12 protein-coding genes are annotated in these 14229 nt (G+C 35.3%); 5 read left to right on the top strand and 7 right to left on the bottom strand.

Features of this window, described 5'->3' with window-relative positions; all coding sequences use genetic code 11:
- Positions 1-63: 63 nt before the first annotated feature.
- Positions 64-2352, top strand: a complete 2289-nt coding sequence (gene metE / locus ILT06_RS04810; protein ID WP_154131167.1) for a 5-methyltetrahydropteroyltriglutamate--homocysteine S-methyltransferase — start codon at positions 64-66, stop codon at positions 2350-2352.
- A gap of 37 nt (positions 2353-2389) precedes the next feature.
- Here metE and comJ read toward each other — a convergent pair whose 3' ends face one another.
- Both comJ and nucA read right to left on the bottom strand, forming a co-directional pair.
- Positions 2390-2779 carry a competence protein ComJ gene (gene comJ / locus ILT06_RS04805; RefSeq protein WP_098103105.1) on the bottom strand — a complete coding sequence of 130 codons (390 nt, stop codon included), beginning with the start codon at positions 2777-2779 and terminating at the stop codon, positions 2390-2392.
- A 36-nt stretch (positions 2780-2815) separates the two neighbouring features.
- Positions 2816-3250: a DNA-entry nuclease gene (nucA, locus tag ILT06_RS04800; protein ID WP_064474927.1), complete on the bottom strand. Its 435-nt coding sequence runs from the start codon at positions 3248-3250 to the stop codon at positions 2816-2818.
- 237 nt (positions 3251-3487) lie between these two features.
- On the opposite strand from nucA, the gene ILT06_RS04795 reads away from it, so the two are divergent.
- Complete coding sequence (locus ILT06_RS04795; protein ID WP_064474926.1) at positions 3488-4237, top strand: DUF3967 domain-containing protein; 750 nt, start codon at positions 3488-3490, stop codon at positions 4235-4237.
- Positions 4238-4275: 38 nt separating this feature from the next.
- On the opposite strand, the gene kinB is transcribed toward ILT06_RS04795, so the two are convergent.
- Positions 4276-5550 (bottom strand): sporulation sensor histidine kinase KinB, encoded by a 1275-nt coding sequence (gene kinB / locus ILT06_RS04790; RefSeq protein ID WP_000420381.1) that lies wholly within the window; start codon positions 5548-5550, stop codon positions 4276-4278.
- 309 nt (positions 5551-5859) lie between these two features.
- Here kinB and ILT06_RS04785 point away from each other — a divergent pair, with 309 nt between their 5' ends.
- Positions 5860-6060, top strand: a complete 201-nt coding sequence (locus ILT06_RS04785; RefSeq protein WP_000929285.1) for a hypothetical protein — start codon at positions 5860-5862, stop codon at positions 6058-6060.
- Between the two features lie 123 nt (positions 6061-6183).
- Positions 6184-7347: an aminotransferase A gene (locus tag ILT06_RS04780; protein WP_000434595.1), complete on the top strand. Its 1164-nt coding sequence runs from the start codon at positions 6184-6186 to the stop codon at positions 7345-7347.
- 13 nt (positions 7348-7360) lie between these two features.
- On the opposite strand, the gene malR is transcribed toward ILT06_RS04780, so the two are convergent.
- From malR to ILT06_RS04760, 4 genes are all read right to left on the bottom strand, one after another.
- Positions 7361-8383 (bottom strand): maltose operon transcriptional repressor MalR, encoded by a 1023-nt coding sequence (gene malR, locus ILT06_RS04775; RefSeq protein WP_064474924.1) that lies wholly within the window; start codon positions 8381-8383, stop codon positions 7361-7363.
- 283 nt (positions 8384-8666) lie between these two features.
- Positions 8667-9509: a maltosaccharide ABC transporter permease MalD gene (gene malD, locus ILT06_RS04770; protein WP_064474923.1), complete on the bottom strand. Its 843-nt coding sequence runs from the start codon at positions 9507-9509 to the stop codon at positions 8667-8669.
- Positions 9510-10811 carry a maltosaccharide ABC transporter permease MalC gene (gene malC, locus ILT06_RS04765; RefSeq protein ID WP_001194989.1) on the bottom strand — a complete coding sequence of 434 codons (1302 nt, stop codon included), beginning with the start codon at positions 10809-10811 and terminating at the stop codon, positions 9510-9512. It abuts the gene before it with no gap.
- A 64-nt stretch (positions 10812-10875) separates the two neighbouring features.
- On the bottom strand, positions 10876-12135 hold the full coding sequence (locus ILT06_RS04760) for an extracellular solute-binding protein (RefSeq protein WP_088047234.1): 1260 nt from the start codon (positions 12133-12135) through the stop codon (positions 10876-10878).
- A gap of 323 nt (positions 12136-12458) precedes the next feature.
- Between ILT06_RS04760 and ILT06_RS04755 the strand changes: the two genes are divergently transcribed.
- Positions 12459-14219, top strand: a complete 1761-nt coding sequence (locus ILT06_RS04755) for an alpha-glycosidase (RefSeq protein ID WP_064474921.1) — start codon at positions 12459-12461, stop codon at positions 14217-14219.
- The last annotated feature ends 10 nt before the right edge of the window (positions 14220-14229 follow it).

Raw genomic sequence — 14229 nt, 5'->3', positions numbered from 1 at the left:
TTTTTGTTATAGGTATTTCCTAGTAAACGGAAATGCTTACTTTCAATTAGGGAGGAATTTAAAATGGCAATTCAAACAAGTAACTTAGGTTATCCACGTATCGGACTACAAAGAGAGTGGAAAAAAACATTGGAAGCTTTTTGGTCCAATAAAATCGATGAAGAACAATTTTTAACAACGATGAAAGAAATTCGCCTTCAACACGTTAAAGTACAGCAAGAAAAAGGGATTGAACTCATTCCAATTGGCGACTTTACATATTATGATCACGTTTTGGATACTGCTTATATGCTAGGATTTATCCCATCACGTTTTTCTGAGTTTACATCTTACCTTGATGTATATTTCGCAATGGCGCGTGGCTCTAAAGATCACGTAGCTTCTGAAATGACAAAATGGTTTAACACAAACTATCATTATATCGTTCCTGAATATGAAGAGGGATTACAAATCTCTTTAAAAGATAATCGTCCACTTCGCTTATACGAAGAGGCAAAACAAGAATTAGGAGTAGATGGAAAACCTGTTATTTTAGGACCATATACTTTCTTAAAATTAGCTAAAGGTTATACACAAGAACAATTCGCTACGATTTTAAAACAATTAGTTGCACCATACGTACAACTGCTTTCAGAACTACATGCAGCTGGTGCACAAGTCATTCAAGTTGATGAACCGATTTTCGCTTCTTTAACAAAAGAAGAAGTTCAACAAGCAAAAGAAATTTATGAAGCTATTCGTAAAGAAGTTCCAAATGCGAACCTTCTTTTACAAACATATTTTGATAGTGTAGAAGAAAACTATGAAGAAATTATTACATTCCCTGTATCCGGTATTGGATTAGATTTCGTTCATGGTAAAGAAGGTAATCTACATGCTATTTCAAAATATGGATTCCCAGCTGATAAAACTTTAGCTGTCGGTTGTATAGATGGCCGTAACATTTGGAGAGCTGACCTTGATGAAGTTCTTACGTTATTTACAACGTTACAAAAACAAGTCCAAACGAAAGACTTCATCGTTCAGCCTTCTTGTAGCTTATTGCATACACCAATCGATAAAACAGAAGAAATTCACTTATCGACTGAACTATTCGATGCGTTAGCATTTGCAAATCAAAAATTAGAAGAGTTAGTTCTCATTCACTCTGCTCTCACTCAAGGTACAGAAAGTATTAGTAATGAGCTGGAAACATATCGAAATGTACATCATACAATTCGTTCATCTGCTGTACGTAACCGTGAAGATGTCAAAGCAGCACGAACAGCACTAAAAGAAGAAGATTTCTCACGTCCTCTTCCATTTGAAAAGCGATACGAATTACAACAAGTTGCCCTAGAGTTACCATTGTTACCAACAACAACTATCGGTAGCTTCCCGCAAACAACTGAAGTTCGTCAAACGCGAAAAGAATGGCGTAACGGTGTTATTTCAAATGAACAATATGAAAAATTTATTGAAAAAGAGACAGAAAAATGGATTCGTTACCAAGAAGAAATTGGTCTTGATGTCCTTGTACATGGTGAGTTTGAAAGAACTGACATGGTCGAATATTTCGGTGAGCGTCTTGCTGGTTTCTCATTCACTAAAAACGGTTGGGTACAATCATACGGTTCCCGCTGCGTAAAACCACCTGTTATTTATGGTGATGTAGCCTTTATTAACGGAATGACTATTAAGGAAACTGTTTATGCACAAAGCTTAACAGAGAAAGTTGTAAAAGGAATGTTAACTGGACCTGTTACAATTTTAAATTGGTCCTTCGTTCGAAATGACATTCCAAGAAAAGAAGTTTCGTATCAAATTGCATTAGCTCTTCGTCACGAAATTGAACTACTTGAATCTTCCGGAATTCGAGTAATCCAAGTCGATGAGCCAGCACTTCGTGAAGGAATGCCACTAAAAGAAAAAGATTGGGACACTTATATTACATGGGCAGTTCAATCCTTCCTTTTAGCAACTTCTTCTGTAGCAAATGAAACACAAATTCATACTCATATGTGTTACAGTAACTTCGAAGATATTGTTGATGCGATTCGCGCATTAGATGCAGATGTGATTTCTATCGAAACATCAAGAAGTCACGGTGAATTTATTGATACATTAAAACATACAACATATGAAAAAGGCATCGGTCTAGGTGTATATGATATTCATAGCCCACGTGTACCGAGTAAAGATGAAATGTATAAAATCGTAGAACAATCTTTAGAAGTATGCGATCCTAAATATTTCTGGATTAATCCTGATTGTGGTTTAAAAACGAGAAGAACAGAAGAAGTTATTCCAGCTTTAGAGCACATGGTGCAAGCAGCAAAAGATGCTCGCTCCCTGCTAAAAACAAACGCATAACGAAAATGGGTTATCCTTATTGAGGATAACCCATTTTTTATTCTTTACTTTCAAAAAAGAATTCGTATTGTATTTTATATAATTCATCATCCGTTGGTTCTTCAAGAGGAGTTGCCTGTAATACAACTGTATACTCACCATTCGCAATAGGAATTTGAAATTTATTTGAAAGAATACTTGTTACAACGATACATCCATTTTCAACTGTAAAAGGAACTGTAACCGTTCTAATCGCTTCTTCTTTCTCAATATGCTTCCCGCAAGTCACTTTCACTTCACAAGTATAATCAGAGAGTGCTTCAAAAATAACAGTTCCATCCGCCTTCGCATAACCTCTTTCAAAATCTTCATCCGTCCAGTCAACGTAAGGCTGATCACCGTCATAGTTCATCAACATTAATTGCGAATAAGAAATTGTTAACTCCATCGTTCCCATTCTCCTTCATTATGAAATATGCAACTACTACTTTACGTCAAATTTCACACGCGTACCATCTGGGTATTTGTCCAACTTATTTCCTACCCAAGACCCTGCTCCGCGGTTATCTGCTGGACTTATATATTCAATATGTGCTCCTTTTCCACCTTCTTTACACATCGCCATTGGCCATTCATCACGATCATACCCTTTTTTTGATGGATATGGAGCTAACGATAATTTCCTTCTATCCGCAGCACCACTACGATCGATTGTACAAACTTCTGAATGTCCTTCTTTTATAGCATCCGTAATATGTTTCCCTGTCTCTGGATATCGCTCTTTCGGAAATTCTAGAACTTGATCATACGTATTCGTTTTTTTGATACTTGTTTCCTCTGGAACAAGTACTTCATACACCGCTACTACAATAGAAAGAATTGCAATAATTGAAATGATAATACCTTTTAATTGCTTCATGTATACCTCCATGATTCTACCAGTTTCTTTGCCTCCGTTATTATAACAAACTTCTCCTGTATATGTTTTCAGACATTATTTTAGCTCTTCTTCGCCATTCCGCCAAAAAACTCTCATTTTCCTTCATCTTTTCACTAATGCTGTAGAAAACTAATAACCTTCCGACATTCTTTTTCAAAGGAAGTCCTCATAAAAGATTGAAATGATATATACGATACTTTTTGGGGAGGAAATATTATGGAAGCTACCTATAAAACGAAAGATGTCACGAATAAAACAGGCATCCCAAAACATATAGTTCGCAAATATAGTCAACTGTTAGAGGATCATGGTTATATCATTTCCAAAACAGCTGATGCTCGCATTTATAAACTGGATGATTTAAAACTATTGAAATCTATACATGAAAGAGCTGCTACATTGCAAGAAGACATTTCAGAAACGATACCTATTATTTTAAAAGAAAAAGAGGACCCGCCTGTACCCGCTATACAAGATAAGCAAGAAATACAAACGAAAGAAAAAGAAGATGGGCGTAACTTTGAGGAGTTCATGTTAAAACTTGAAATGCTCGCTCAATTAAATGAAGCAATTATTCATCAAAATTCTACCCTTATTACCCAAAATCGTTTAAAAGATGAAAAGCTAGATGAATTGATGCAACAAGTTTATGTAAAAGAAGGCTCTCAAGAAAAAATGCTACAAGAGTTAGTGGATCATGCCGCTCAAACAGATGCCCTGCAAAAAGAAAAGATGGACTTATTAATGAATCATATGTATAAACGCGAATCTAAGCAAGAGGAAAAAATGAATAAACTCGTAAATCAAATTTATAATAAAGACAGCAATCGGGATGCACAACTTATGCAAGTAATTCGCGAAATTCAAGAAACAAAAAGAATGGTTGCTGCATCAAAAGAGCAAGGATTCTTGCAATCATTTAAAAGTTTATTTAGCCGAGCAAAACAAGAAAAAACAAATGAATAAACAATATAAAATAAAAAGTTACCTTCCATCGGTAACTTTTATTCCTTATTTCTTACAGCTGGCAATATAATAATCGCTTCAGTTCCTTTCCCACTTTCGCTTTTATATTCCAGCGTACCATTATGCGCTTGTAAAATACTAAATGTTACCATAAGTCCTAATCCTGTCCCTTTTTCTTTTAAAGAATAATACGGTTGTCCCAGTCTTACTAACTGTTCTTTCGTCATTCCAACACCACTATCTTTAACTCTTATTACTATCGTTTCATCTTTTTGCATAGCCGTTACTTTTAAATATCCTTTATTTCCTTGGATTGCTTCAATACCATTTTTAACAACATTCATAATAGCTTGCTTCAGTTTCGTCTTATCACCGATCGTATAAAGACTTTCAGAAATCTCAACTTGCAAATATACACCTTGCATCGCTGCAAATGATGACATAAGAGTTGTCATTTCTATTAATTGAGCGGATAAGCAAATGTGTTCTTTTTTCTCAATTTGTGGCCTTGCTAAATTCAAATAATCTGAAATAATTTGTTCTGCCCGATCCAATTCGGCTAATACGAGACGCATATAATCCTTATTTTTCACATCTTCCGTACTTTCTAACAATTGAATAAAACCACGAACAACAGTGAGTGGATTTCGAACCTCATGTGCAACACTTGCTGCCAACTCACTTACAATATTAAGCTTTTCTGACTTTTGCATCTCTGTACGTAATATTGCATTTTCGTTTAAATATTCTGTTAAGTACACTTGAAATACCATAGTCATAACCATAATAAGCGAAGCAAATATATATCCGCTATATAAGTGTGAAATATGTGGTGTAAACCCCGTTTCTAACAGAACGTTAATCATGCCAATCACTAAAGAAACAAGTACGTATAGTGATGAAATCATAAATGCTAAAATTAGCTTCTTATCCCTTGAAAATAGAGACCATTTCTTTGATAAAAATAATGGAACTATCAATAGAAATATTACTTCTATGACTGGAAGAAGGCTCATTCCCTTTAGCGCCCATTCATATGCAACAAAAATAACGGCCGGGATTAAACCAACAATCCCACCATATAAAAAACCACTAACAATCGGGATTGGGTGAAAGTTATACCCACAAATGTCACCAAAACAAATAGAGTATGTCATGGAGAGAACGAGTGTAATGCTGGATAAAAACATAATAAAGTAGCGGTTCGGCTTCGGAGGCATTTCTTGATAACGATTTAAACGAATCGCTTCATATAAAAATAGTGGCAAAATAATGATGGCAATTTGGATCATTAAATCACGGATCAGCTCCATAGCCTCTCATCCCCTATATGTATTTTGATATGATTATATCATTTTACGGGTTTATTTGTTTTAAAATTTTGATTTTTCTTAACATATTTGTTAATTCTTTGTTAACAACACATAATAATTGTTACAGATTTTCGAAATGAATGTAAACCCTGTACCAAATTTCCGTCGGGCAGTATACAATGAATACGGATTACAAAGAAAATAAAAAATACTTCATGAGACGGACAACTATAGCAAAATACAGCATATAATCCATACTATCTATGTTTACAAATAAGTGATCATTATTTTAGTAGGAGGAAGATAAATATGGCGGGTACTACGCTTGTTTTAAAAGAAGAGAATTTGGTTGTTCTAGAAAATGTTGAAAAATCAGTATATGAAGAGTTACAGCATAAAACCGGAGAAGAAAATTGCACATGTGCTGTGAATGAATCAGTTGTTCACCTTGGCAAAGTATCCTCTGTACTTTGGAATGAAGATGAAATAGATTGGGAGTACGGATATTAAAAAGTCGCTTACAGCGGCTTTTTTTCTATTATCGCTCTCTTTCTACATAACATATACGCAAGCGAAATCATAGAAAATATGTTAAAATGAACTTAATTTTCAAACGGAAGAAAGGGAGATACAATGGAACAATTCATTAACCCTAGAGTGAAGGACATCCAAATTTCTGGAATCCGTCAATTCTCTAACATGATTCAAAACTATGATAATCTTATCTCTTTAACAATTGGTCAACCCGATTTCCCTACGCCTTCTCTCGTAAAAGAAGCGGCAAAACGGGCTATTACAGAAAATTATACAAGCTATACACATAACGCCGGTTTACTAGAATTACGCAAGGCTGCTTGTAACTTTGTAAAAGATAACTACGATTTACAGTATTCGCCTGAAAACGAAACCATCGTTACAATCGGTGCCAGTGAAGCAATTGATATTGCATTCCGAACGATTTTAGAGCCAGGAACAGAAGTTATTTTACCTGCTCCTATTTATCCAGGATACGAACCAATTATTCGATTATGCGGTGCTACACCTATTTTTATCGATGTTCGTGAAACTGGCTTCCGTTTAACAGCCGAAGCGCTAGAAAATGCTATTACAGAAAAAACAAGATGCGTCGTACTGCCGTATCCTTCTAATCCAACTGGTGTAACTTTATCAAAAGAAGAATTACAGGATATTGTAACTGTTTTAAAAGATAAAAATATTTTCGTCCTTTCTGATGAAATTTATAGCGAACTTGTATATGAACAAAAGCATACATCTATCGCTCATTTCCCAGAAATGCGTGAAAAGACTATCGTCATTAACGGTTTATCAAAATCTCATTCTATGACTGGCTGGCGTATCGGTCTATTGTTCGCACCAAGCTATTTAGCAGGACATATACTAAAAGTTCATCAATACAACGTAACGTGTGCTACTTCAATCGCTCAGTATGCTGCAATTGAAGCATTAACAGCTGCTAAAGATGCACCAAAAATGATGCGTCATCAATACAAAAAACGTCGTGATTACGTATATAATCGACTCATTCAAATGGGCTTAACAGTTGAAAAGCCAACAGGTGCATTTTACTTATTCCCATATGTTGGTCATTTAACTTCTTCATCATTTGATTTTGCACTTGACCTTGTCAAAGAAGCTGGACTAGCTGTCGTTCCTGGAACTGCATTTTCTGAATATGGTGAAGGCTATCTTCGCTTGTCCTATGCGTATAGTATTGAAACTTTAAAAGAAGGCTGTGATCGATTAGAGGCCTTTCTACAACAAAAAGCTAAGAGTTAAACTCTTAGCTTTTTTATGCATAATGATCGCAAGTTTGGCGCTTTAGTAATTTATGAGGAATAATAATACACTTTGCAGTAGACTCCGCATTCTCTATTTTATCCACTAAAGCTTTTGCTGCCTCATATCCTAGTTGATAAATATTCACATCAACTGTCGAAAGTGGCGGACTCGCAATTTCTGATAATAAAGCATTGTTAAAGCTTATAATGGAAACATCCTTTGGTACAACGAATCCTTTTTTAGAAAGAGCACTTAACACACCAAGTCCAATTAAATCATCCGTTGCCACAATTGCTGTCGGTGGTTGCTGTAGTCCCATTAACTCCTCAACGGCTTGTTGACCACTTTCCCTCGAAAAATCAAAATGTAAAATATACTCTTTTGGTAATACAATGTCCGCTAATTTTAAAGCATCACTCATACCAGCCAAACGATCTCTCGTTACAAGTAAATCTGATCCACCGCCGATGAACGCGATTTGTTTATGACCTAATGAAATCAAATATTCTGCTACTTCTCTTGCAGCTGTATAATTATCATTATCTACATATGTAATTTCATCTTTTCGATCATACGGTTTCCCAATTAAAACAAACGGGAAATTTTGTTTATGCAAATATTGAATAATCCGATCATTCTCTCTTGAATATAAAAGAATAATGCCACCAATTTGGCGCCCCTGTACCATCTTTACAACACCATTAAAAATTTCATCTTCCGTTTCACCTGTCGACATATAAAGCGCATACCCTTCCACATGTGCAAATGAACTAATCCCTCTTATAACTTCTGGGAAAAACGGATTTTGAAAAGCTTTACTTGCAGAACTTGGCATAACAAGACCAAGTGTTTTTGTTGTTTGGTTAGCTAGATTTCTTGCGTTTAAATTGGGATGATACCCTAGTTCACTCATTACTTTCCGAACACGACGCTTTGTTTTTTCACTTATACTTGGATTATCAGCAATTACACGAGAAACGGTAGATGGTGCTACATTTGCCTTCTTCGCCACATCTTTAATTGTAACTGTCATAAAAATCCCCCTCCTCTCACTTCTCTGCCATTTTGTTATATATTTTAATCTTGCACCCGTTGCAAGTAATAGGAGAAGTCATAAACTTTCATTGATTCTATCTTGTAATACCTATCATATTCTCCCTCTCCATGTATTGTAAGGGATATAGCTCTTTTTTCCTATACTATAATATACTATTTATTTCACTTCTTTGCATATGTGATGTCAAATCTCTTTTCATCTCCCTATAAATTTTTTTATAGGGAGATGAAAAGAAAAATGGGACGTAACGTCCCATTTTTCATCCTTTCGTACCTCCAGCAGTTAAACCAGAGATAAAGTATTTTTGTAGTGATAGGAATAAAATTGAAATTGGGATTGCAATCAATACTGAACCCGCTGCGAACGTTGTAAATTCATTACCAAATTTCTTCGCTACCATTTCATATAACCCAACTGCTAACGTATAATTTTCTGGTGTGCGCAAAATAACACTCGCTAAAATGAAATCTGTAAATGGACCAATGAAAGTGAATAATGCCACAACCGCTACGATTGGCTTTGCAAGTGGCATAATGATTTGCCAAAAAATACGGAAATGTCCTGCCCCATCCATACGAGCTGACTCATCCAATTCTTTCGGAATCGTATCAAAATATCCTTTCATAAGCCATGTATTCATTGGAATTGCCCCGCCTACGTAAATTAAAATTAATGCAAGGTGCGTATCGATTAACCCTGTTAACTGTGCTAATACGTATAGAGCGATTAGCGCCGCAAAGTTCGGAATCATTTGCAGAATTAAAAACGTTAATAAACCATTTTTCCTTCCAACAAAACGGTATCTCGAAAATGCATAAGCAGTAAAACTAATTGCTAACACTGAGAAAATCATCGTTATAACACTTACTTTTAACGTGTTTTTATACCATAGTAAATAATTACTATTCTCTAAATCTAATAACTTACGATAATGATCTAACGTTGCATTTTGTGGAATAATACTTGATCCGGATAAACTATCACCTGGATTAAACGATGAGCCAATAATCCATAATAATGGATAGAAAATGATGGCACACATTACGAAAATAACGAAATAACTTAATGAGAGACGTAACATCTTTTGTTTTTTAATATTCATTTACATCATATCCTCTTCTTGGAATGATTTTGTTCTCTTAAATTGCCATAACGCAACTGTAATAACGATTAACGATAATATCATTGTAAGAGCTGCTGCTTTCCCGTACTGCGCCGAAGTCATCGTTAACTTATAAATCCATGAAATTAAAATATCTGTTCCACCTGCGTCTTGTCCAGCTACAGCAGGACCTCCGCCGTTAAATAGATAGATGATACTAAAGTTATTAAAGTTAAACGTATATTGCGTAATTAATATTGGTGCTGTTGCATATAGAACAAGTGGCAATGTAATTTTACGAAACTGTTGCCAAGCTGTAGCTCCATCTACTGTAGCTGCTTCATATAATTCTCCCGGAATCGATTGCAGTATACCTGTCGTCATTGCAAAGACAAATGGGAATCCAAGCCACGTTTGAATCATAATTAAAGCAATCTTCGCCCAAAATGGATCTGTCATCCAAGCAATCTTTTCAATTCCGAATAAAGCCAATACTTGATTGTTAATTGCTCCAAATGTTTCATTAAACATACCAGAGAAAACAAGAATAGATACGAATGCTGGAACTGCCCATGGTAAAATGAAGATTGTTCGAATAATTGCCTTCCCTTTAATACCAGGCTGATTTACGATAATCGCTAAGAAAATACCAAGCGCAACTTGTAATGTCGTTGCAACGAATGTCCAAATGACAGTCCAAGAAAATACACTTAAAAATGTCTCTCTCCACATCGGTAATGTAAAGATATCAATAAAGTTTTTAAATCCTACCCAATCTACTAATTTAGCTGGAGGAGAATGATATAAATCATAGTTCGTAAATCCAATTAAAATTACGAAGATGATTGGAAATACAACTACAAAGATAAGTAATAGAAAACCTGGTGAAACCATTAAATATGGAAAACCTTGATCTAGTAAATTACGGTATTGCTCTTTTACAGAGTTTAACGGTGTTCCTATATCACGTTTCTTCCCATTTTGGTATGCATCATATAAATTAAATGCATATATTCCGAGTCCAAACACGATGACGATAAGTGCCAAGATTCCTTCTACTAATAGAAAGACAGAATGGTCACGTGGAACTTCTGTACCAAGCGTTACAATTCCCCATAATCCCATATTTAATAAATCAGCAAAGGCTACAATAAATGAACCTGTTAATACTAGAAAAATAAGACCTTTTACAAATTGCTTATTATACATTTGGCCCACGCCTGGAATGATAGATAACATGGTTGCCATTTTCCTATGCTTTGAACCGTTTAAACCGTTTGCTGGTTCCATAGATGTTTGCATGTTCCTTCCCCCTTTTTTCTGGGAGAGAATTCGTGCCCCTCATATGAGAGGCACGAATTTCACCTTATTTTTTCTTACTATGATTTGCCTCAATATTACCTTTAATTTGCTTCACTGCATTGTCAAGTGCTGCTTTTGGTGCCTCTTTTTCCGTAACAACTAATTGAAGCGCATCTCCAGCTGGTTTCCATACTTCTTGCATTTCCGGAATGTTTGGCATTGGAATTCCATTTTCAGATTGCGTTGCAACTGCTTTTGCAGCTTCATTATCTTTAATAATTGGATCTTCCATTACTGATTTTACTGGAGGAATTTCTTTTGTTTTCTCAAATCGAATTTTTGCGTTTTCTTCATTTGTTATCCATTCAGTAAACTTTGTAGCTAAATCATTTTGCTTAGAGAAACTTGTTACATGCCATCCTTTAACTCCTACAAATGTTTTCATCGGTTGACCATTTGGTAATTTCGGCATTGGAGCAACACCATAATCAATTCCGTTCTTTTCCATTGCTTGGAACGCCCATGGGCCGTTCATAATAGATGCTGCTTTTCCTTCGTTAAATAGTCCATCAGCAGCAGGTCCACCAGATTCACCGATAATACCTTTCGGGAATAACTTTTCTTTGTACCATTTTTGAAGATATTCAGCACCTTGTACCGCTCCGCTATTATTTAATCCAACATCACTTGCATTTGGCTTTCCATCTTTTTCACCAAATACATAACCACCCATACCTGCCATAAATGCATTAGCAAAGTAGAAGTTATCTCCTAGTGTTAAAAATCCGTATTTGCCATCCTTCGTAAATTCTTTTGAGAAGTTAAACAGCTCGTCCATCGTTTCTGGCGCTTTTGGCATTAATTTTTTATTGTAAATAAAGACTGGTGTCTCAATTGCTTTTGGTAAACCATATAATTTTCCGTTATATTTCTGTGCTTCTATCGATGATTCAGTAAATCTACTCTTTACAGTATCATCAGCTTTCACTTCAGAAAGTAAACCTTCTGTTACTGCGTTTCCAATTTGATCATGTGGTAATGTTACAACATCTGGTCCCGTCCCCGCTGGTCCATCAAGGCGTAACTTCTTCACTTGATCTGTCATTTGCATTTCAACGACTTTTACTTTTACTTTATATTTTTCCTCAAAACTCTTCACTGCTGGTTCTAAACCAACACCTTTTTTATCATCTTCCCAAACGAGAAGATCGTAATCTTTCTTCGCTTTACTTTCTTCTTTTTTCCCTGAATCTTTCGGTCCACATGCAGATAACATACCAATTGATAATGCCGAAACCGTTAATAATGATAATGCTTTCTTCATCCCAAAAACCTCCCTAAATTGTATATGTACCCTAATAATTGAAAACGTTTGCATTAAATAGTTTAATAGAAGCGCAAACAACATCTCAATCTATGAAAACGTTTGCGCTATTTGTCTATCATTATACATTCTTTTATTCATTTTGCAAATATTAATTTTAAAATATTATTACTACACTCTTTATACATTGACTTTATATGAAATGAATACTACTCTTATAAGCAATATTAAAGCTATGCAAAAAGCAATCGTTTGCAACATATACTTTATTATTATACTTAAGGGAACAATATGCATGGAGATATTAAAGGGGGCTTTTCTATATGCTTAAAGAAGCTATTTATCATAGGCCAAAAGATAATTACGCATACGCTTACGATGAAAAAACGATTCACATCCGAATACGTACTAAAAGAGAAGATGTTCAAAGCGCCACTCTTATTTACGGTGATCCTTATGAATGGAAAGAAGGGAAATGGATTACATCAAGTACAGCGATGAAAAAAACTGGTTCTACTGCATTGTTTGATTATTGGTCCATTTCCATCGAGCCTAAATTTAAGCGCTTACGTTATGGATTCGAATTAAAAAATGATATAGAAACGCTTATTTATGCAGAGCGAGGATTTTTTTCCACTATTCCAAATGATGACGTTGGTAACTTTTTCTGTTTGCCATTTATTCATGCAAATGATGTATTTCAAGCACCTTCTTGGATTAAAGACACCGTTTGGTATCAAATTTTCCCAGAACGGTTCGCTAATGGAGATCGTGCACTAAATCCAGAAAACACTCTTCCTTGGGGAAGCGCTGAGCCAACTCCAACTAATTTTTTCGGCGGAGATTTTGCTGGTATTATTCAAAACCTCGATTACCTTGTTAAGCTTGGAATTTCAGGAATATACTTCACACCTATTTTCAAAGCACATTCCAACCATAAATATGACACAATTGACTACATGGAAATCGACCCGCAATTCGGGACGAAAGAAACGTTCAAAGAACTCGTTCAAGCATGTCATACACACGGTATAAAAATAATGCTCGATGCCGTGTTTAATCATAGTGGATACTTTTTCGATAAATTCCAAGACGTACTAGAAAACGGCGAGAAATCTGCTTATAAAGAGTGGTTCCATATTCATGAATTTCCAATTATAACTGAGCCACTTCCGAATTATGATACTTTCGCGTTTACACCGTATATGCCTAAATTAAATACAGCACACCCAGATGTAAAAGAATACTTACTTGAAGTTGGGCGTTATTGGGTAAGAGAATTTAATATAGACGGTTGGCGCCTTGATGTAGCAAATGAAGTCGACCACAGCTTTTGGAGAGAATTCCGAAGCGAGATAAAAGCATTAAATCCTGAAGTATATATTTTAGGAGAAATTTGGCACGATGCACTTCCATGGCTACAAGGAGATCAATTTGATGCTGTAATGAGCTATCCTGTTACAAACGCTCTGCTGTCTTACTTTGCTAATGATTCCATTAAAGCAAATGAATTTATGAAACAAATTACAGAATCTCTCCATTCCTACTCTATGAATATAAATGAAGCAGCGTTTCATTTATTAGACAGCCATGATACACCAAGAATATTGACAACATGTAACGGAGATAAAAATAAGTTACAGTTACTTTATGTATTCCATCTTTCTTTCATCGGCTCTCCTTGTATTTATTATGGAGACGAAATTGGTATGGACGGCGGTATGGACCCAGATTGTCGCAAATGTATGGTTTGGGATATGAAAGAACAAGATCATCTATTATTTACACATATACAAACATTAATTTCATTACGAAAGCAATATAAAGCATTTGGAGGACATGGTACTTTCCAATTCATCGAAGCAAATGATGAACATAATTATATTTCTTATACGAAAACATATGAAGATGAAACTATCTTTTTCGTTTTAAATCCGACTAATAGTGATGTTACAGCTTCACTCCCTCTCCATGTTACTGGAAAGAAAATCATTAACATTTATACAAACGAAGAATTTTCAGCGGAAGCAAGTGTATTACAGGTTACACTTCCTCCATATGGATTCTCAATCTTAACATGGTAATAAAAAATCC

It is taken from the genome of Bacillus sp. 17RED48, from assembly GCF_019837545.1.
Taxonomy (GTDB): Bacteria; Bacillota; Bacilli; order Bacillales; family Bacillaceae_G; genus Bacillus_A; species Bacillus_A wiedmannii.
This window is presented reverse-complemented; position numbering and strand designations above follow the sequence as displayed.

Bases quoted from the DNA above. Each gene is read 5' to 3' on its own strand.
- nucA (WP_064474927.1), bottom strand. From the start codon at position 3,250: ATGAAGCAATTAAAAGGTATTATCATTTCAATTATTGCAATTCTTTCT.
- ILT06_RS04755 (WP_064474921.1), top strand. From the start codon at position 12,459: ATGCTTAAAGAAGCTATTTATCATAGGCCAAAAGATAATTACGCATAC.
- ILT06_RS04785 (WP_000929285.1), top strand. From the start codon at position 5,860: ATGGCGGGTACTACGCTTGTTTTAAAAGAAGAGAATTTGGTTGTTCTA.
- malC (WP_001194989.1), bottom strand. From the start codon at position 10,811: ATGCAAACATCTATGGAACCAGCAAACGGTTTAAACGGTTCAAAGCAT.
- ILT06_RS04760 (WP_088047234.1), bottom strand. From the start codon at position 12,135: ATGAAGAAAGCATTATCATTATTAACGGTTTCGGCATTATCAATTGGT.
- kinB (WP_000420381.1), bottom strand. From the start codon at position 5,550: ATGGAGCTGATCCGTGATTTAATGATCCAAATTGCCATCATTATTTTG.
- ILT06_RS04780 (WP_000434595.1), top strand. From the start codon at position 6,184: ATGGAACAATTCATTAACCCTAGAGTGAAGGACATCCAAATTTCTGGA.
- metE (WP_154131167.1), top strand. From the start codon at position 64: ATGGCAATTCAAACAAGTAACTTAGGTTATCCACGTATCGGACTACAA.
- ILT06_RS04795 (WP_064474926.1), top strand. From the start codon at position 3,488: ATGGAAGCTACCTATAAAACGAAAGATGTCACGAATAAAACAGGCATC.
- malR (WP_064474924.1), bottom strand. From the start codon at position 8,383: ATGACAGTTACAATTAAAGATGTGGCGAAGAAGGCAAATGTAGCACCA.
- comJ (WP_098103105.1), bottom strand. From the start codon at position 2,779: ATGGAGTTAACAATTTCTTATTCGCAATTAATGTTGATGAACTATGAC.
- malD (WP_064474923.1), bottom strand. From the start codon at position 9,509: ATGAATATTAAAAAACAAAAGATGTTACGTCTCTCATTAAGTTATTTC.